General features: G+C 63.5%; 16 protein-coding genes and 1 tRNA gene. 14 read left to right on the top strand and 3 right to left on the bottom strand.

Annotation, left to right across the window (positions count from 1 at the left end):
* Positions 1 to 55: 55 nt before the first annotated feature.
* Positions 56 to 724: an MBL fold metallo-hydrolase gene (locus tag RQ865_RS03770; RefSeq protein WP_311477668.1), complete on the bottom strand. Its 669-nt coding sequence runs from the start codon at positions 722 to 724 to the stop codon at positions 56 to 58.
* A 104-nt stretch (positions 725 to 828) separates the two neighbouring features.
* Between RQ865_RS03770 and RQ865_RS03765 the strand changes: the two genes are divergently transcribed.
* The 9 genes from RQ865_RS03765 (at position 829) to RQ865_RS03725 (ending at position 10,499) form a co-directional block, all read left to right on the top strand.
* A tRNA-Glu gene (locus RQ865_RS03765) sits at positions 829 to 904 on the top strand.
* Positions 905 to 1,144: 240 nt separating this feature from the next.
* On the top strand, positions 1,145 to 1,999 hold the full coding sequence (locus RQ865_RS03760; protein WP_311477666.1) for a protein phosphatase 2C domain-containing protein: 855 nt from the start codon (positions 1,145 to 1,147) through the stop codon (positions 1,997 to 1,999).
* 57 nt (positions 2,000 to 2,056) lie between these two features.
* A complete protein-coding gene (locus RQ865_RS03755) occupies positions 2,057 to 3,931 on the top strand; it encodes an AMP-dependent synthetase/ligase (protein ID WP_311477664.1) in 1,875 nt (624 codons plus the stop codon).
* Positions 3,932 to 4,104: 173 nt separating this feature from the next.
* Entirely contained in the window at positions 4,105 to 5,550 is a 1,446-nt protein-coding gene (leuC, locus tag RQ865_RS03750) for a 3-isopropylmalate dehydratase large subunit (protein ID WP_311477662.1), read from the top strand.
* The gene (gene leuD, locus RQ865_RS03745) at positions 5,551 to 6,201 is read left to right on the top strand and encodes a 3-isopropylmalate dehydratase small subunit (protein WP_311477660.1); all 651 of its coding nucleotides are present in this window, start codon (positions 5,551 to 5,553) and stop codon (positions 6,199 to 6,201) included.
* A complete protein-coding gene (murA, locus tag RQ865_RS03740) occupies positions 6,198 to 7,568 on the top strand; it encodes a UDP-N-acetylglucosamine 1-carboxyvinyltransferase (protein ID WP_311477658.1) in 1,371 nt (456 codons plus the stop codon). Before leuD ends, murA begins: the two co-directional genes overlap by 4 nt.
* A gap of 5 nt (positions 7,569 to 7,573) precedes the next feature.
* Complete coding sequence (locus RQ865_RS03735) at positions 7,574 to 8,365, top strand: lysophospholipid acyltransferase family protein (RefSeq protein WP_311477655.1); 792 nt, start codon at positions 7,574 to 7,576, stop codon at positions 8,363 to 8,365.
* Positions 8,362 to 9,402, top strand: coding sequence for an NAD(P)H-dependent glycerol-3-phosphate dehydrogenase (locus tag RQ865_RS03730; RefSeq protein WP_311477653.1), 1,041 nt, complete (start codon positions 8,362 to 8,364; stop codon positions 9,400 to 9,402). Before RQ865_RS03735 ends, RQ865_RS03730 begins: the two co-directional genes overlap by 4 nt.
* Positions 9,399 to 10,499 carry a D-alanine--D-alanine ligase family protein gene (locus tag RQ865_RS03725; RefSeq protein WP_311477650.1) on the top strand — a complete coding sequence of 367 codons (1,101 nt, stop codon included), beginning with the start codon at positions 9,399 to 9,401 and terminating at the stop codon, positions 10,497 to 10,499. The genes RQ865_RS03730 and RQ865_RS03725 overlap by 4 nt, the downstream gene beginning before the upstream one ends.
* On the opposite strand, the gene RQ865_RS03720 is transcribed toward RQ865_RS03725, so the two are convergent.
* Positions 10,496 to 11,029 carry a DUF3515 family protein gene (locus tag RQ865_RS03720; protein ID WP_311477648.1) on the bottom strand — a complete coding sequence of 178 codons (534 nt, stop codon included), beginning with the start codon at positions 11,027 to 11,029 and terminating at the stop codon, positions 10,496 to 10,498. The genes RQ865_RS03725 and RQ865_RS03720 overlap by 4 nt on opposite strands.
* A 93-nt stretch (positions 11,030 to 11,122) precedes the next feature.
* Here RQ865_RS03720 and RQ865_RS03715 point away from each other — a divergent pair, with 93 nt between their 5' ends.
* The gene (locus tag RQ865_RS03715; RefSeq protein ID WP_311477646.1) at positions 11,123 to 12,118 is read left to right on the top strand and encodes a thiamine-phosphate kinase; all 996 of its coding nucleotides are present in this window, start codon (positions 11,123 to 11,125) and stop codon (positions 12,116 to 12,118) included.
* A 1-nt stretch (position 12,119) separates the two neighbouring features.
* Here RQ865_RS03715 and rsmD read toward each other — a convergent pair whose 3' ends face one another.
* Positions 12,120 to 12,710, bottom strand: coding sequence for a 16S rRNA (guanine(966)-N(2))-methyltransferase RsmD (rsmD, locus tag RQ865_RS03710; protein WP_311477645.1), 591 nt, complete (start codon positions 12,708 to 12,710; stop codon positions 12,120 to 12,122).
* Between the two features lie 23 nt (positions 12,711 to 12,733).
* Here rsmD and RQ865_RS03705 point away from each other — a divergent pair, with 23 nt between their 5' ends.
* Genes RQ865_RS03705 through RQ865_RS03690 form a run of 4 tightly spaced genes read left to right on the top strand, consistent with a single transcriptional unit; the run spans position 12,734 to position 19,531 of the window.
* Positions 12,734 to 13,705 (top strand): AAA family ATPase, encoded by a 972-nt coding sequence (locus RQ865_RS03705; RefSeq protein WP_311477644.1) that lies wholly within the window; start codon positions 12,734 to 12,736, stop codon positions 13,703 to 13,705.
* Positions 13,705 to 14,928 (top strand): DUF58 domain-containing protein, encoded by a 1,224-nt coding sequence (locus tag RQ865_RS03700; RefSeq protein ID WP_311477642.1) that lies wholly within the window; start codon positions 13,705 to 13,707, stop codon positions 14,926 to 14,928. Before RQ865_RS03705 ends, RQ865_RS03700 begins: the two co-directional genes overlap by 1 nt.
* Positions 14,925 to 17,384: a transglutaminaseTgpA domain-containing protein gene (locus RQ865_RS03695; RefSeq protein ID WP_311477641.1), complete on the top strand. Its 2,460-nt coding sequence runs from the start codon at positions 14,925 to 14,927 to the stop codon at positions 17,382 to 17,384. The genes RQ865_RS03700 and RQ865_RS03695 overlap by 4 nt, the downstream gene beginning before the upstream one ends.
* Complete coding sequence (locus RQ865_RS03690; protein WP_311477640.1) at positions 17,381 to 19,531, top strand: ATP-dependent DNA helicase RecG; 2,151 nt, start codon at positions 17,381 to 17,383, stop codon at positions 19,529 to 19,531. The genes RQ865_RS03695 and RQ865_RS03690 overlap by 4 nt, the downstream gene beginning before the upstream one ends.
* Positions 19,532 to 19,631 lie beyond the last annotated feature (100 nt).

The following is a 19,631-nucleotide window of genomic DNA, read 5'->3' as shown; positions in this document are numbered from 1 at the left end:
GCGCCATGGCACGGAAAGTTCCCGCACTCGAAATATTGCGCGTGAAAAGTGCTCGTCAGTTGCGCTTGAGCTTGACAGATTCACCGGGTGCGAGAGCGTAATAGGTGCCCCCGTACGACTCTGCTGCCGCTTGGAATCGAGTGTGTGCAAGTTCTTTTCCGGGGCGTGACAGCAACATCTCGTGCACGGCGAACGCGGCTTTGGGGCGCACCGACAGCAGGTAGTCGATCGAATCGGCCATGCGCATCCAGGGGCCGTAGGCGGGCACCGCGAGCAGCTGAATATCAAAACCGTCGGGGATGGGGTCGTAGGCGTCACCGGGATAGGCGAACGCTCCGTTGACCACCACCCCGATGTTGTCGATGCGGGGGATGCTCGAGTGTATTTCGGCGTGCGTACCACCGAACGCGGTGACGGCAAAGGCGCCGAGCTGCACAGTTTCACCGGGAACTGCGATATGCACAGTGCCGATACCGTCGAGGTCGGCTGCCTCGATCAGCTCTGCGGTTCGGGCGGTGGTGAGCACCTGCACATTCGGCGACTGTTTCGTGATGCGCGCCAGCTGTTCGGCAACAAAGTGGTCATCGTGCTCGTGGGTGATGACCACGCCATCCACACTGCCGCATTCAGTAAGGGGCGTCGTGAACTTGCCCGGGTCGAGATAGAGGCGTCGGCCAGAATGCTCGAGCAGGATGCACGAGTGTTCGAATTTCGTGAGCTGCATGAGTGCAGCGTATCGGCGCACCGTGAAATCCAACTGAGCGAGATTTGACACCCATATATGGCCGTGGCAAACTAGGGGAGTTGCCCACGTGGTAACGAAGGTGCGGCCCCATCGTTTAGCGGCCTAGGACACTGCCCTCTCACGGCAGCGGCGCGGGTTCGAATCCCGCTGGGGTCACCAGTGTGAGTGCCGAGCTGAGATTTCAGGCTCGGCACTTTTGTTCTCCGCGTCGATGCCCCGTCGCACTCTGCTGGCGGTCATATGCTGCCGGCGGTCGCTTGGATCTGGCCGCTGACGAGGGTTGGGTGGGCTGTAAACCGGCGTAAGTTTCGCCACGTGACAATTCGGTGGTCGTTCGGTTCCATTTTGTAACCAATTGCGCGATAGAGTGGCGGGGTTAATCAAGCGCTAAGGGGCGAAATGAGTTCGGACTTTGCGGCGAGCATCGCCACTTCAGCAGGGGAGCTTGAAATTCGCGGCTCGGCTGCGACCGATGTGGGTCTGGTGCGTGCGGTGAACGAGGATGCCTACTACGCGGGCACCCCGGTCTATCTTGTCGCTGACGGTATGGGCGGTCACTCCTACGGCGATCTCGCCTCGAGTACGGTCGCTGAGGTGTTCGGTGAAGTGTTCGACGATCACCAGCAACCGACCACACCCGAAGCAGTGATCGAAGCGGTCGATGCTGCCAACACACGCATCCAAGAGCTGATGGCAAACGGCAGCGAACCGGATGCGATCGCCGGCACTACCGTGAGCGGTGTCGCGCTTGTGGATATCGACCCCGATGGTGATACCGATATTGCGCCCTACTGGATGATTTTCAACGTTGGCGATTCTCGGGTGTACGGCTGGAACGGTAAATCGGTGGTGCAAATCACCGTCGATCACTCGGCCGTGCAAGAGCTTGTCTACCTCGGCATCATCACCGAAGAAGAGGCGCTCGTTCATCCCGATCGCAACGTCATCACCCGGGCCGTTGGCTCAGACACCCAAGTTCAGACCGATCTGTGGCTGATGCCGGTGCAGGGACACCAGCTGTTCGTGATCTGCTCGGACGGCCTCACGAAAGAGCTTTCCGATGACGAGATCGGCACGATAATTCAAGACTATGCCGTTGAATCGGGTGCGCCTCGAACGCTCGCGCAGACGCTCATCGACCGAGCGATCGAACGTGGTGGGCGCGATAACATCACCGTCGTGGCGGTGGAATCGACTGCGGTAGCTGCCGAGGGAGTGGAGGCACCCACCGAATCGGTTGCAGAAACCGACTAGCGGCCGCTGCATCGTTACTGCGCACCCCATGAACGCGGAACCTGACCGACTGGGCACATGATTATGCGTGAAATCTCCACCCCGCTGAATCTCGACCTGCAGCGCTACCGAAACCTCGGTGATCTGCTCTGGCAGCGCACCGAGGCCGACCCCGACCACATCGTGTTCGAAGAGCTCACCGACGGCGATGGGGTCACGCAGATCAGCACCGCCGAGTTCAAGGAGCGGGTGGTGGAACTGGCCAAGGGTTTGGTGGGCGCGGGTATTCAGCCCGGGCAGCGTGTGGCCATTCTTTCGCCAACCCGGTTTGAGTGGGCGCTGCTCGATCTGGCGATGCAGGTGATCGGAGCCGTTGTGGTGCCGATCTACGAAACCTCGGCGCTCGCGCAGGTGCAGATGATCCTCGGCGATAGCGAGGCGGTGGCAGCGATCGGTGCCAGCGCCGAACATGTTGAACGACTGCGACAGGCCTTTGCCGAATTGGGGCTCGAACAAGCCCGGGTGTGGGGAATGGACGCCGACCTCGAACCCAACCTTGCCGATCTGTGCGCCGCCGGTGTCGAGGTGACGGATGCGGAGATTGAGCGGCTGCGGCAGCTACCCACACATGAGAGCCTCGCGAGCATCGTCTACACCTCCGGCACCACCTCGCGGCCCAAAGGCGTGCTCATCAGTCACGGCAACTTTCTCGGCCAGGTGATGGCGGTTGCCGATAAATACCGCGGTTTCGCTAACGAACAGGCCAACACACTGCTGTTTTTGCCGATGGCGCATGTGCTGGCGCGTGGCGTGTTCTATATCTGTCTCGCATCCGGGGTGCGCGTGGCGCTTATCGGCGACCCAAAGCTCGCCGTGCCGGCGATGTCTACCCTCAAACCCACGTTCGTGATGGTCGTGCCCCGCGTGCTGCAGAAGATTCTCGTTGCCGCCGGCGATGCCGCTCGCGAGAAACGGTTGTACTGGTTGTGGGAGCGAGCTCGAGAGTTTGCGCATCTGCGCGGGATGCGGATGGAAGCGGTCGATGCGGGCAGGCCGGTCGCGCCGATCACCGCCCGTGGGCGGCTGCGTTTCAAGCTCTATGATCAGCTGTTTTATCGACGTATCCGCGCCAAACTCGGTGGCCGGATGCAGCAGATCTTGGTGGGTGCCGCGGCCCTATCGCCCGATTTGGCGCTCACCTTCCGCGGTATCGGAATCCCGATTATTGAGGGATACGGGCTCACCGAAACGACCGCGCCGCTCACCGGCAACCTATTGGATGATTTTGTCTCTGAAACGGTTGGCTACCCGATGCCCGGATCGTCGGTGCGGATCGCCGATGATGGCGAGGTGCTCGCGAAAGGGCCCGGCGTGTGTCGCGGATACACCTCGGCCGAAGCGACCGCAGAAGCGTTCGTGGATGGTTGGTTTCGCACCGGCGACTATGGCGAACTCGACGAACGCGGCCGGTTGATGCTGCGCGGTCGCCGCGGTGACATGATCGTCACCGCGGGCGGCAAGAACATGCTGCCCACCGAGTGGGAGCAGACAGTTGAGTCGACCGACCTGGTGGCACACGCGGTTGTGGTGGGCGAGGGGAAACCGTTTTTGGGTGGGCTGATCGTGCTCGACTCTGAAGCCGTAAAGAGGTGGGCGCTGCGCGAACGCATCGCTGATCTCCCGTCGCTCGAGCTGCCTGACCTCGGTGGGCACCTGCGCGTCGTACACGAACGGCTGCACGAAGTGGTGCGCAAAGTTGTTGAAGAGGCGAACTCGCGACTATCGCGAGCCGAGCAGATCCGCAAATTCGAGCTGGTGATTGCCGACCTTACCGACGCTGGTGGTCTGGTCACCCCGACGTTGAAGCTCAAGCGCAAAGAGCTCGTGAAGCAACTGCGCACGGTAATCGACCGCATCTACGAGGTGCTGCCAGGAAACCCGCGCAATTCATAGCGCATGTCGCTTCCTGGCTGGGATACGACCGGTACGAAGCTCGGTGTTAGCATTGCTGGCATGCGTTTCTGGCTGCGGCGACTTCCCTGCCGCGGCGGGTGGTGACCACTGGCGACTCCCGCCGCGGAGGCCTACCGCGCCTGAACCCGCACGATCAGGAGATCCCCTTAGACATGACGAACAATGCTCAACCCCGCACGCTGGCCGAAAAAGTGTGGGCAGCTCACGTAGTAAAGCACGGCGAGAACGGCACTCCCGACCTGCTCTACATCGACCTCCACATCATGCACGAGGTCACCAGTCCGCAGGCATTCGATGGCCTGCGTCAGGCAGGTCGACAGGTGCGACGCCCCGATCTCACCATTGCCACTGAAGACCACAACACTCCAACCGAGAACATCCTCGGCACAATCGCCGATGAGACTTCGCGCAAACAGATCAATGCGCTGCGCACCAACGCTGAAGAGTTTGGTATTCGGTTGCACTCGCTCGGTGACCGCGAACAGGGCATTGTGCACGTGGTTGGTCCGCAGCTGGGGCTGACTATGCCCGGCATCACCGTGGTGTGTGGCGACTCGCACACCTCGACTCACGGTGCGTTCGGTGCCATGGCATTCGGTATTGGCACCAGCGAGGTAGAGCATGTGCTCGCCACTCAGACGCTGCCGCTGAAACCGTTCAAGACTATGGCCATCAATGTTGAGGGTGAGTTGCGTCCCGGCGTTACGGCCAAAGACATCATTCTCGCCGTGATCGCCAAGATCGGCACCGGCGGCGGTGCCGGCTACGTGTTTGAATACCGCGGCTCGGCCATCCGCTCACTTTCGATGGAAGGTCGGATGACCATTTGCAATATGTCGATCGAGGGCGGCGCGCGGGCCGGCATGGTGGCGCCGGATGAAACCACGTTTGCATATCTGAAGGGCCGCCCGCACGCGCCGCAGGGCGTCGACTGGGATGCGGCCGTTGAATATTGGCGCTCGCTGGCAACCGACGATGGCGCGGTGTTCGATGCCGAGGTTGACATCGACGCGAGCGCGCTCGAGCCCTTTGTTACCTGGGGCACCAACCCCGGCCAGGGCGTATCGCTGAGTGAAAACGTGCCGAACCCGGCCGACTTTAGCGACCCGATCGATCGGGCCACTGCTGAGCGTGCGCTTGAATACATGGGTCTTGAAGCCGGTACGCCGATGAAGCAGATCGCGGTTGACACCGTGTTTATGGGTTCGTGCACGAACTCGCGCATTGAAGATCTGCGCGCTTTTGCCAGCGTGATTAAAGGTCGGAAGAAAGCTGACGGGGTGCGGGTGATGGTCGTTCCCGGTTCGGCTCGCGTGCGGCTTCAGGCCGAGGCCGAGGGAATTGACAAGATTGTGCGCGACTTTGGGGCCGAGTGGCGATTTGCTGGCTGCTCAATGTGCCTCGGGATGAACCCCGACCAGCTCCAGCCCGGCGAGCGCTGTGCATCCACCTCGAACCGCAACTTTGAGGGTCGCCAGGGTAAGGGCGGCCGCACACACCTGGTGTCACCGCTGGTCGCTGCCGCGACCGCGGTGCGGGGCACGCTCTCGAGCCCGTGGGATCTGGAAGCCATCGAGTCGGAAGGGAAGGCCGCCTAAATGGAGCCCGTAACCACTGTTGTTGGCACCGCGGTGCCGCTGCGCCGCTCGAATGTCGACACCGATCAGATTATTCCCGCGGTGTATCTTAAGCGCATCACCAAAACTGGTTTCGATGACGCCCTGTTTGCCCGCTGGCGTCAAGACCCCGAATTCGTGCTCAACGACCCTGCCTACGTCAACCCGCGGGTGCTGGTGGTTGGCTCCGACTTTGGCACCGGTTCGAGCCGTGAACACGCCGTTTGGGCGCTGCGCGACTACGGCTTCCGGGCCATCGTCGGCTCACGATTCGGTGAAATCTTCAAGGGCAACTCGGGTAAGCAGGGGCTGCTGATCGCGCAGATCTCCGAGTCGGAGGTCGAACAGCTGTGGGGTGCGATTGAAGCGAACCCCGGCGTCGAAGCAACGATCGATCTCGAAGCCCGCACCGTGAGCGTGGGCGAGGTGAGTTTCAACTTTGAGATCGACGACTACACCCGCTGGCGGCTCATGGAGGGCCTCGACGATATTGCGCTCACCCTGCGCGACGAAGCCGCCATCACCGACTTTGAAGCAAAGCGGCCCAGCTGGATGCCAAAAACCCTTCCGGCACTGGGCGGAACCGAACCCGGCACGATCGCCGATGATGCGACTGAGGATGTCAACGCGTGAACAGTTTGAGTGAGGCCGCAGCAGCAGCGGGTAAATCGGTCGGACTAACCTCCGACACCATCACCTTTTCGGGCGGCCGCCCCCTGAACGGCCGCATTGTGGTGCGCGGTGCGAAAAACTTTGTCACCAAAGCCATGGTTGCAGCGCTGCTGGGTGATTCGCCGAGCACCCTGCGTGATGTTCCCGATATTTCGGATGTGCGCGTGGTTTCGGGGCTGCTTGGTGCCCACGGCGTGATGATCGAACGTGACGTTGACGGCGGCATTATCCGCCTCGATCCCACGAACGTGAAGTCGGCACACATGGCCGAGATCAACGCACACGCCGGTTCCAGCCGCATCCCGATTCTGTTTTGCGGCCCGTTGCTGCACCAGCTAGGCGAAGCATTCATCCCCGACCTGGGCGGCTGCCGCATCGGTGACCGACCGATCGACTTCCACCTGTCGGCGCTGCGTGCGTTCGGTGCCGTGGTCGACAAGCTGCCCGAGGGTATTCACCTCACCGCTCCCGAAGGGTTGCGTGGCACGAAGATCCGCCTCGACTATCCGTCGGTGGGCACCACCGAACAGGTGCTGTTGACCGCGGTGCGCGCCAAGGGCCTCACCGAGCTGTCAAACGCGGCCATCGAGCCCGAGATCATGGACCTCATCAATGTGCTACAGAAGATGGGTGCCGTGATTTCGGTTGATGCCGACCGTGTCATCCGAGTTGAGGGTGTGAAACGGCTCAGCGGTTACGACCACCGGTCGATCTTCGACCGCAACGAAGCTGCCAGCTGGGCGGCTGCGGCGCTCGCCACCGGTGGCGAGATCTTTGTCGAGGGTGCGCAACAGGCAGAGATGCTCACGTTCCTCAACGTCTTCCGCAAATCGGGCGGTATTTTCGAGGTGTTCGATGACGGGATCCGTTTCGCACACCCCGGCACCCCGCTCAAGCCCGTAGTGATCGAAACCGATGTGCACCCGGGGTTCATGACCGACTGGCAGCAGCCGCTGGTGGTGGCTCTCACACAAGCCACCGGTGTGTCGATCGTGCACGAAACCGTGTACGAACAGCGTTTCGGTTTTACCGAGGCGCTGGTCAAGATGGGCGCCACAATCGAGCTGCACCGCGAGTGCTTGGGCGGCCAAAAATGCCGGTTCGGGCAGCGCAACTTTGTGCACTCGGCGGTTATTTCGGGGCCCACCAAGATGCACGGCGCCAATATTGAGGTGCCGGATCTGCGCGGCGGGTTCAGCCACCTGATCGCAGCGCTCATGGCAGACGGTGAATCTACCGTGACGAATGTCGGCATCATTGCCCGCGGCTACGAGAACTTTCTCGGCAAACTCAAGCTGCTCGGTGCCGAGTTCACGGTCGAAAGCTAATCGCCGTGGCACGCTGGTCTCCCGAAAAAAGCCGGCCCTCGATTTTCTGGCTGATGGCAGCGCTGATCTGGTTGCCGTCGACGCTGCTGTTCAAATATGACATTCGGGGGACCCTACCGCGCACCGGGCCGTTCATTCTGACCCCCAACCACTACTCGGATATTGACCCGGTAGTGGTGGGCTTGGGGGTGTGGAAGCTCGGCCGGGCGCCGCGATTCATGGCCAAAGCCTCGCTGTTCAAGATTCCGGTGGTGGGCTGGTTTTTGCGGCGCAGCGGTCAGATCCCGGTGGAACGCGGCCGCGGGCACGGCAACAGTAAGCGGGCAGCACTTGCTGCAGCACAGACGCTGGTCGACCACGGTCGCGGCGTGATTGTCTACCCCGAGGGCACGCTCACCCGCGAACCCAATGGCTGGCCGATGCGCGGGAAGTCGGGTGCGATCCGGCTGGCGCTCGCGGGCGATATTCCGATTATTCCCGTGGCCACCACGGGCGCTGATCGCGTGGTGCCGCGCTTCCAGAAGAAGTTTCGTTTCCGACTGCGCACCCCCATCGTGATGCGGGTGGGTGAACCGATTTCGGTGCGCGAACTCGTAGGTGCCCACGAAGACCGCACCACAATCGATGCGGCCACCGCGAAGGTGATGCGTGAGATCACCGGGCTGCTAGAAGAGATCCGCGGCGAAACCGCGCCCGCTGAACTGTACGATCCGGTGCGTTACGGCCAGACCGAGTTCGGTATGCCCACGGCCGAACCGCAGCAGACGCTGACCGAACGTGACGGTGACGCCAAGTGAACGAGTGGTATCCGGCAACCGGGGCAATTTCGCTGCCACCGCGCGGCCGAGTTGCCGTCATTGGTGGCGGTAACTGGGGTACAACTTTCGCGAAGATCATCGCCGACGGCGGAAACGACGTTACCCTCGCGGTGCGTCGCCCCGAGCTTGCCGATGAGATCAACGAAGCGCATCGCAACACCGCGTATCTGCCCGGCGTGAATCTGCCCGAGCGCATCCTGGCCACGGCAGCTGTAGACGAAGCGGTGTCAGCTGCCGAGCTGATTTTTCTTTCGGTGCCGGCACAGTCGGCGCGCGAAAACCTCGAGGGCTTCAAGCGCTATTTAGGGCCGGATGCATCCGTTATTTCGCTAATGAAGGGTGTGGAACGCTCAACTGGCAAACGGATGAGCGAGGTCATTATGGAGGTGGCCGGCCTGCCCGCCGACCGGGTGGCGGTTGCTTCAGGGCCGAATATTGCACTCGAGATTGCCCGCGAAGAACCCACCGCGATCGTGGTGGCATCGGCATCGCAGCAGCTTGCGGTGAAAGTGGCGCGGCTTGCCCGCAACTCGTATCTGCGCACGTTCGTGAATGAAGATGTGGTGGGCACCGAGTTTGGTGGGGTGCTCAAAAACCTGATCGCCATCGCCACCGGTATCGCCGATGGTGTTGGCTTCGGTGAAAACACCAAGGCAGCGATTATGACGCGTGGCCTCGCCGAAATAACCGACTTTGCCGTGGCCCTGGGGGCACAGCGCGAAACCATGATGGGGCTGGCTGGTCTTGGAGACCTGATCGCCACGTGCATGTCGCCCCTTTCACGCAATTTTACGGCGGGACGGCTTTTGGGGCAGGGCTACAGCTACAGTGACGTGACCAGCCGGATGGCACAGACCGCCGAGGGGTTGCGTTCGGTGCACTCGATTTTGTTGATTGCGCAGCAGCACTCGGTGCCGATGCCAATCGTCACCCAGATTGCGGCCGTACTCGAGGGGCGGATGCATCCGGCCGACCTTGCCCCACACCTCACTACTGAAACAGGAGACCGGGAATGACCGCAACAAACCGCCGCACGGTACTTGTCTTGTTCGGGGGACGGTCGAGCGAACACACTATTTCGTGCGCCACCGCCGCAGGGGTATTGGGCGCTATCGACCGCGAAAAGTTCGACGTCATCCCGGTGGGTATCACCCGCGAGGGTGCCTGGGTGCTCGAAGAAGACAACCCCGCAAAGTTTCAGCTTGACCCCGAACACATGCCCGAGGTGGTCGACAACGGCACCCGCGTGCTGCTGCCCGACAGCGTGCAAAGCCGCACGCTACGAGTGGTGCGCGAGGGCACGGTGGCGCCGCTTGCCGATGTGGACGTGGTGTTTCCGCTGATCCACGGCCCCTTCGGTGAAGACGGCACACTGCAGGGCATGCTGGCGATGACGAGCCTGCCGTTTGTTGGTTCGGGAGTGCTGGCTTCGGCGGCGGGTATGGACAAGCACTACACCAAATTGTTGCTCGCGGCCGCGGGGCTGCGAGTGGCGAAGGGCATCACCGTTTTTGCGGAAAAGTGGCGGGATGCGCGCGGGTCGGTGGCCGAACAGGTTGCCGAATTGGGTTGGCCGGTATTTGTGAAGCCGGCGCGCGCTGGATCGTCAGTGGGGGTGAGCAAGGTTGCGGATGCCGCCGGACTCGACGAGGCGATGCGGGTGGCTTTCGCCGAGGATGACCACGTGCTGGTAGAAGAATCGATTGCCGGCCGAGAGGTTGAGATTGCGGTGCTCGGTGGCCGTCGCGGTGAGCCGGCGCGAGCATCGGTGGCTGGTGAGATCGTGATGCAGGGCGCCGAGTTTTACGACTTTGCTGCCAAATATCTTGATGACAGCGCTGTGCGACTCGACTGCCCGGCACAGCTGAGCGAGGCGCAGCTTGCTGTGGCGCAACAGCTGGCGGTGCGCGCCTTCGACGCACTCGGCTGTGAGGGCCTAGCTCGGGTTGATTTCTTCCTCGATGGCGAAGGGTTCCTCGTGAACGAGGTCAACACGATGCCCGGCTTCACACCGATTTCGATGTTCCCCAAATGCTGGGGCGCATCCGGGCTACCCTATGACGAACTCATCACCGAGCTTATCGAGGTGGCGCTCAGCCGCGCCGCAGGCTAGCGGGGCTGAGCGGTACCTGCCGGTTCGGGCAAAGTGGTCTCACCGAGCACATCTTCGGCACCGACACAGCCGCCGGTTTTCGGGAGGTAGCTTGCGGGCGTGGTGATGCCGGTGAGCACCTCACCCGATGCCTTGGTGGTGTCGATGACCACTTCAAGGGCTGGTGTGCGGCCGTAGGTGGTGTAGACGTAGATCTCGTTATCGGTGGTGCGCTCGATCCAGTCGATGCCGTTGATACTGATGCAGCGTTCAGAGGTTGGTTCGGGCGTGGGTACCCCGCACCGCAGCAGCACGGCCGCGGGTTTACCGTAGGCCGAGGTCGCCTGCGCGTTGGTGCTGCGCTTGGGAAGCCCGTTGAGGTTCATCGGCAGTCGCACCATCGTCTCGGCGCAGGCCGGATCGGCCGCATCCTTAGCCGCTTCCATGGGCACCGTCGGGCCGGTGGGGGCATTGCAGGCGGTGAGCGATGCCGTCGCCAGCAACAGCCCCGCACCCATGCCGAACATGCGGCTTCTGACACCTCTACGCATACCGATCCAGTGTAGTCGTCGGCGGTGGGCGCGGCATTGCCGCCCGTGATGCCGGTCAGCCGGGGTGGGCGCTCGCCGCGGTACCGTAGCCGCATGACCGCATCACCGCGCCGCACCGCATCCGCAAACAACATCGCAGCCGAGACACTCACCGTCTCGCAGGCGGGGGAGCGGCAAGTGCTCGCCGAAATTTTGGCGCGTATCCCCACCGGCACGCCACTACTTGGCCCCGGTGATGATGCGGCAATTGTGGCCGCACCCGACGGCAGATTCGCGGTGACGGTTGACACGATGATCGAGGGCCCCGATTTTCGTCGCGAGTGGTCGACGCCACGACAGCTGGGAAGCAAAGCCGTCACGACGAACCTGTCGGATATCGCGGCGATGGGCGCGGCCCCGACCGCACTGGTGATCGCCCTGGCGGTGCCACGAGATATGCCGGTTACGTGGGTTACTGAGTTTGCCGACGGTGTGGCCGCGCAGCTGCTGCGACTCGCGCCCGAATGCGGGGTTGTTGGTGGAGATCTGGCCACGGCCGAACACATCACCATCTCGGTGACCGCTTTCGGTGATCTGCAGGGGCGAGCCCCGATCACCCGCTCGGGGGCGCGCGCTGGCGATCAGGTTGCAGTGGCCGGAACGCTCGGTCTTGCCGCTGCCGGGCTACACCTGCTGTTTGGCGGGGTGGATGATCCACTGGTTGCCACGCAGCTGGCACCCGAATCGCCGATCACCGCCGGAGTGACCGCCGCGGTTTCGGGCGCTACCGCGATGATGGACCTCTCGGACGGGCTGCTGCTTGACGGTCACCGCCTGGCTGCAGCATCCGGCGTGGCACTCGATTTCAGTCGCGAACTGCTGCACGCCGATATCGCGCGGCTTGCCGAACGCTTTGGCACCGAACTTGCCGAACGCTTCGTGCTCGGCGGCGGTGAAGACCACTCGCTGTTGGCAACATTCGTGGCCGATGCCGAGCTGCCGCCGCCGTTCCGGCGCATCGGCACGGTGCGGTCGGGATGCGGCATCCGCGTTGACGGCGAACCGGTCGACCCGATGGGTTGGGATCCGTTTGTTGGCGTTACCGCCTAGTTCAACCGCACGCTGACCCGGGCTGACTGGTTTCGACCGCACTGACTTCGAGAAAAAACAGCACTGTTTCGCCGTAGTGGCGCTGCCGCCACATTGCGAACCCGGTAGGGAGCTCGAGTTCGCCTGAGCGCGCATCCCGTTCGACCACCACCAGCGCATCCGGTGACAGCAGCGGCAACAGCAGTGCCAGATCGTCGCTGATCGTGGCACTGTCGAACTCATAGGGCGGGTCAATAAACACGAGATCAAACTCGCCAGCTGCCGCCCGCAAAAAAAACTGCACCGATTCGGCAGCCACCCGCGCGGGCGCAGCCACTCGCTGCCGCACCGCCGCAATATTTGCGTGAAGCGCCTCGACCGCCTGCCGCGAACGCTCCACCAGCACCAGCGATTCGGCTCCCCTCGAAAGCGCCTCGAGCCCCAGCGCACCAGAACCGGCATACAGGTCGAGCACGCGAGCAGCCGCGAACTCAAAACTCGCCTCCAGCCCCGAAAACAGTGCCTCGCGCACCTTGTCGCTAGTTGGGCGAGTTCCGTGCGCCGGCACCCGGAGCCGAGTCATAGCTGCAGTGCCCGCAATGATTCGCGTCATGGCTCGATCGTAAGATGGACAGCATGACGACGCATCCCGACGCCCCGACCGAACTGTTCGGCCTCATTACCCGCTATCGAGAGGCAGTCGAACAGGTGATCATCGGCAAGGCCGATCGAGTGCAATTGGCGATCACGGTGCTGCTAGCCGGAGGGCACCTGCTGCTTGAGGACGTACCCGGAGTTGGTAAGACCGTGCTGGCAAAAACCCTGGCACGGGCCATGTCTGCGGATGTGCACCGCATCCAGTTCACCCCCGATATGCTGCCGAGCGATGTCACCGGTGTGGCGATCTACAACCAGCGCACCAACGAGTTTGAGTTTCAGCCCGGCCCGGTGTTCGCCAACATTGTGATCGGTGACGAAATCAACCGCGCCTCGCCCAAGACCCAGTCGGCGCTGCTGGAGTGCATGGAAGAACGGCAGGTTTCGGTCGACGGCGCCACCCACCGGCTGCCCGAACCGTTCACCGTGTTTGCCACCCAGAACCCGTCTGAAATGGAGGGCACCTACCCGCTACCTGAGGCGCAGCGCGACCGATTCATGGCGCGCGTGTCGATGGGCTACCCCAACCGCGGCGCCGAGCTCGCCATGCTCGAAGACCGCGACCGGGTCGATCCGCTCGCACAGCTCGAACCGGTGGTGAGCTCGGCGCAGATTCGCGAGGCGATTAGCCAGGTGCAAGATATTTTCGTTGCCGGCAGCGTCAAGCAGTACATCGTCGACCTGGCCCGCGCCACCCGCGAACACGAGGCAGTGCGGGTAGGCGTGAGCCCGCGCGCCACCCTGCACCTGCTGCGGGCCGGTAAAGCGGCGGCCGCGGTAGCCGGACGTAACTATGTGGTGCCCGACGATATCCGTAAGCTGCTGATTCCGGTGTTCGCGCACCGCCTAGTGCTTGGCGCCCGCGGCGGTAGGGTCGCCAGCTCGTTCGAGGACGCGGCTCGAGTGCTCGAACAGATCGCTCGGCAGGTGCCCGCCCCCACGGGAGCGTAATGGCGGTGCGGGCAGAAACCCGATTGCGCCTCACCCGCCGTGGGTGGGGGCTACTTATTGGCGGCGTGTTGCTCGCGCTAGCAGCCGACCTGTTCAATCACGAGCCGCTGCGCTATTGCGGACTGGTGCTCACCGCGGTTCCCGTGGTGGTGTATCTGCTCGGGGTGATCTTCCCACCGCGGCTCGAGACCACCCGCACCGTGTATCCCGCAACCGTCTCGGCAGGCGACCGATTGCGCGTGGTTATCGAAGTACAAAACCAGTCGGTGGTGCCGCTTCCCGCGGCAGCCTATGCCGACACCATCACCGGCGCCCAGGCCCGCTCGGTGGGTGGTGTGCTTCGGGCCATCGGCAGCCGGTGGCATCCGCGCGAAGGTCGACGTCGCAGCCGAATTGCCTACGGCCTCAGCGAACTGCGCCGGGGTATCCAAACCGTCGGCCCCCTCTATCTCGAACATATTGACGGGCTTGGGGTAACCCGCCGGGTGAGCGAACTTGGCAACGCGCAAACCATTGAGGTGTGGCCGAGCATCCGCGATGTTACGGCGCTCGAAGTTCCCGCACAGCGGGAGGGCATCGAAACCGAGGTGGCGCTCGGCCATGCCGGAGAAGCCGATGATGTGATGACCCGCGAATACCGCCGCGGCGATGCCATGCGGCGCGTGCATTGGCGTGCCACCGCGCGCGTGGGCGAGCTACATGTGCGACAAGAAGAACACCACAGTGAAACGGTCGCGCGAGTGCTGCTCGACACCGCACCGGGCGCCAGCGAAGCCGCTTTTGAACTGGCCGTTTCGGTTGCCGCATCGGTGCACAAACGGCTACACGACCTCGGCTACGACACCGAGGTGTACACCACCCATCCGTCCGACGACCTCGAGGGCGCAACGCTCGATCAAATCCGCACCCCGGCATCCGCACCACTCGATGAGGTGATGCGCCGATACATGCTGGTGCAGCCGGCCGCCAGCGATGCTGAAGCGCTACCGGCCCTACCACCGAAACAATCTCCGGTGGTGTATGTGGGGCTCGTACGTAAACACCCCGCGCCCACCGACCTGGTTGAACTTGCCGCAGGCGCCGGCAGCGCGGTAGCCGTGCTCATCCGGCAGGCAGCCCAGGTGCCCCTGGCCACCCGCGAAGCCGCCCGATTCGACCGCGCCGGCTGGCGCGTGGTCGGTATGGATGCATCCGCTCGCGATCCCTGGCAGGTACGACCATGAGCGCACTGACCATGCTGCATCCTCGCCGCAGCCCGCTGCTGCGCGACCGCGCCACCGAAGCCGCCGCCCGCGGCTCGTGGCCGCTCGTCATGACTCTGGCCGCGCTGATCGCCGCCGCAGCAGCGCTACTGACCCCCATCACCTCGTCGCCGCAGTGGCTGATACCGGCGGTATTGGGTTCGGCCGCGGTGCTGCTTGTCGCCCAATTGGTGCGCCAACTCACCGCCTCAGTTGGCTGGTCGGCGCTGGCCGCTTATGCCACGGTGCTCATCACGCTGGTGATCGCGGCGCAGCCCACATCGCCGCTGGGAGTGTTCACCGCGGTGGGCGAGCGCGTGGGCGAGTTTGTGCAGCAGTTGGCAAGCGATCTGCCACCGCTACAAGACTCACCCGCGGTGACCTTCATGGCGGTCGTACTCACACTGATCGTGACGGTGCTGGTCGATCTGTGTGCCTTCGCGCTGCGGGCACCGCTCACCGCAACCATCCCGATGCTGGTGTTCCCGGTGCTCAACCTCGCCGTTGGCCGCCCCGCAGCGCCACTAGAGGGATGGCTTGCGGTGCTGGCACTCATCCTGGTGCTGCTGTATGTTTCGGCACGCTGGGCGCGCGCCTGTGAAGACCTGGCTCGCGCCGAACTCGGCTACGCGGCCGACCGCCGAGGTGCCGGTGGGCTCGTTCCGGGTGCGGTGTCGGCGCTCGCGGCGCTCGCTGTCGGATCGCTCGTAGCGGTGATGTTGCCGCCGGCATCCGGGCTGTGGTGGGATGCGGTTGCCCCGACCACCTCGCTGGCAACCAATCGGGTCAACCCCATCATCGACCTGGGTGACGATCTGCGCCGCGGTAAACCCGTGACAATGCTCAGCTACGCCACTTCACAAACTGAGGGGACGCTGCCATATCTCTCGCTCGTTTCGCTCGGCGATTTCAGTGACGGCAGTGAGTGGCGACCGCGCGAGTTTGCCGCCGATAGCTCGCTACCCACCGAACAGCCGGTGCTGCCGCCACAGAAGCTCGAGTCGGATGGTTGGCACCGCGGCACCGAAGAGAATGTCAACATCATTCTCAAACCCGGTGTCTCGGCCTATCTGCCGCATTTCACCGCCATCGACAGCTATGCCGAAGTATCGGGTGACTATCGCCGCGATGAAACAAGCGGCGATGTGCGGCAGGTTGATGGCGAGTCACTGCAACAGTCGTATCACGTAACGACGGCGCCGCTGCGGCCAAGCGATGACGAACTGAAGTCGATTCATGCCGAGTATCCAACCGCACTCGACCCCTATCTTGAACTGCCTGATGAAGACCGGCTCCGCAATATTCGCGCCGCGATGAACGAGGTGGTCGACCCGGGCGCATCCCCGTACTCCCAGGCGCTGCAATTGCAGCAGTGGTTCACCGGCGGGGCGTTTGACTATTCTGAGCGTGCCCCCGTTTCGGGTGGCTACGACGGCACGAGCGTTGCGGTTATCGACCGTTTTCTTGAGATGCGCAGTGGCTATTGCGTGCATTTTGCCAGCTCGATGGCGGTGATGGGGCGGATGCTCGGTATCCCGACCCGCATCCAGGTGGGGTTCACCCCCGGTACGCAATCGAGCGTCAACCCGGTGGGGCAGCCGGTGTTCGAGGTGACAAGCGATAATCTGCACGCCTGGGCCGAGTTCTGGGTGCCCGGATACGGCTGGGTGCCGTTTGAAACCACACCGGCATCGGGCCTGGGAGAAATTCCGGCGCCGCAGCCTGGCGCCTCGAATGAAACCGAAACCGAGGCGAGCCCGACGGCTGCTCCGCCCACCCCCACTGCTACACCGACCCCCACTCCCACACCGACTCCGAGCGAATCGCCCACTCCCACCGAGACTCCCGAACCCGATACCGCCGACAACCGGTCGGCTCCGGGTGTCGACCTTGGTGAGTGGTGGCCGATTATCGCCAGGGCGCTGGTGATTACGGTTGTGTTTGTGCTGCTACTGCGGCTTCCGGGTTGGTTGCGCCAGCGACAGCGGCGCATTCGACTTGAACGGGTACGTTCGGGTGCGAGCGGCCCGATGGACGGTGCCGATGCTGAATTGCATGCCTCGGCTGCTGCCTGGCGCGAAATTCGAGCCACGGCAATCGATCACGGCTTTACGCTGCGCCGCGGCACGATCGGCGTTGAATGTCAGCAGCTGTTGCGGCAGCTGCAGCGCAGCGAAACGCCGCTGCCGGATGCCCAGTTGCAGCAGGTGCGTGCCGCGCTGCAGCGGTTGGGCGCAGTGTGGGATCATGCCGCTTTTGCGCAGCCAGATGCGACGGCGCGCTATCCCACCGAGGCGGATGTGCGCACGGTGTGCGAGGCGATCGCCGAGGTGTGCACACCCGAGGTGCGCCGTCGCGCTCAGCGCCGACCGGCCTCACTACGCGCGTCGAAGGCTCGTCGCCGGTCGAACGGGCGCCGCGGGCGGACGAAACGATGACCGACAAAGCTGAAACTCCGCTCGCGCTGCCCCTCAAGCGGGTGCTCGACGAGAAAGACGCGAAGCGGCTCGAGCGCGCGCTCTCGGTGCAAACCGTGGGCGAGCTGCTTGCGCATCTGCCGCGTCGCTACGCTAAGCGCGGTGAACACACCCGCATCGCCGATCTAGTGGTAGACGAATACGCCACCGTGGTGGCGACGGTGATCAGTTGCGAATCGAACCCGATGCGCAATCGGCGCGGCTCGCTCACCAAGGCGGTGATTGGCGACGGTCGAGACACGCTGCAGCTGACCTTTTTTAACCAGCCGTGGCGCGTCAACGAACTCACCCCGGGCGCCGTGGGCATGTTCAGTGGCAAAGTGGGCAGCTATGGAACGGATCTGCAGCTCACTCAGCCCGACTACCGCCTGTTAGCAGACGACGAGGATGCGGTGGCCGCGGCCGCTGATTGGGGTGCTGGGCGGCTGCTGCCGATCTATCCGGCCACCGCAAAGGTGCGCACCTGGGATATTGCCGAGCAGGTGCAGCTGGTGCTCGAGCGGGTGCCCGAACTTCCCGATCCGGTGCCCGAGCAGCTGCGCTACGAGCGTGGCGAGCTGAGTTTTGACGCGGCAGTGCGGGCGATTCACCATCCCGAGGATGAGCAGCAGCTGGCAGCTGCTCAACAGGCGCTTCGATTTACCGAGGCGCTCGAGCTGCAGACCGTGATTGCGCAGCAGCGCGCCAGCAATCACGCGCGGGTGGCAACCCGCCGAGTTCGTGCTAGTGATGGGTTGACGGCGCAATTCGACGCCGCGCTGCCGTTTGCGCTCACCGGTGATCAGCAGCGCGTGGGCGAGACTATCGCTCACGATCTGGCGGCGGATGCGCCCATGTATCGGATGCTGCAGGGTGAGGTCGGGTCGGGAAAGACGCTGGTGGCGGTGCGTGCCATGCTGCAGGTGGCCGAAAGCGGCGGACAGTCGGCGCTGCTCGCCCCCACCGAGGTGCTCGCCGGTCAGCACCTGCGGTCGATTCAACACACCCTTGGGCCCGAACTCACTCGGCAGCTGGGGGTGCGGCTGTTGACCGGCTCGTTGGGGCGGCGTGAACGGCAGCGCACGATGCTCGACCTGGTGACCGGTGACGCGAAGATTGTGGTGGGCACGCACGCACTGTTGAGTGAGGGTGTTGAGTTTGCCGACCTTGGCCTGGTGGTGGTCGACGAGCAGCACCGGTTTGGTGTGGAGCAGCGTGAGACGCTGCGTCGAAAGGGTGGTGCCGCCGAGCCGCACACGCTGGTGCTCACCGCCACGCCGATTCCGCGCACGGTGGCGATGACCGTGTTCGGTGATCTTGAGGTTTCGACGCTGCGTGAGCTGCCCGCCGGGCGCGGCACGATCGAATCGTTTGTCGTTGCCACCGGCGAGCATCCCGGTTGGTTTGGGCGGGTGTGGCAGCGAACAGCCGAAGAAATTCGGTGCGGTCGGCAAGCGTTTGTGGTGTGCCCGGCCATTGATCCTGCCGAGGTGCGTGCTGAGGCCGGTGAGGGGCGACCGATTGCCAATGTGGTGGAGGTGCTCGAATACCTGCAGCGGTTACCCGAGTTTGCCAGTATGCGGCTGGCGCCGCTGCACGGTGCGATGGATGCTGCCGAAAAAGACTTGGTGATGCGTGAGTTTGCGGCGGGAGATATTGATCTGCTGGTTGCCACCACCGTGATTGAGGTTGGGGTGAACGTGCCCAATGCGAGTGTCATGGTGGTGTTGGATGCCGACCGGTTTGGGGTGTCGCAGCTGCACCAATTGCGTGGCCGTGTTGGCCGGGGTGAACACGCTGGCTTGGCGCTGCTGGTTACCGGTGCGCCGGCTGGGACCCTCGCGCGTGAGCGTTTGGCTGCGGTGGCGGCAACGCTCGACGGGTTTGAGCTTGCCGAGCGCGACCTGGAGTTGCGCAGCGAGGGTGATGTGCTCGGCACCGCGCAGTCGGGAGGGGTGTCATCGCTGCGGCTTTTGCGGGTGACTCGCGATACCGAGATTATTGCGGCGGCACTCGCCGAGGCGGAGCGTATCGTTGCATCCGATCCGACGCTCGCGGCACATCCGGCGCTGCGGGATGCGGTGGCTCGACTTGGGTCGGGCGAGCGGGCGCATCTGCAGATGGGATAAACCGAAGCTAGAAATATGCTGGTCGCGCAATGATTCGCTGCTGCCTGTGGCGGATCGGTGAGATGATGTGATGACTGGCTTGGTCTTGCTGTCGGGGTCG

Source organism: uncultured Gulosibacter sp. (assembly GCF_963509965.1).
Classification (GTDB): Bacteria; Actinomycetota; Actinomycetes; order Actinomycetales; family Microbacteriaceae; genus Gulosibacter.
This window is presented reverse-complemented; position numbering and strand designations above follow the sequence as displayed.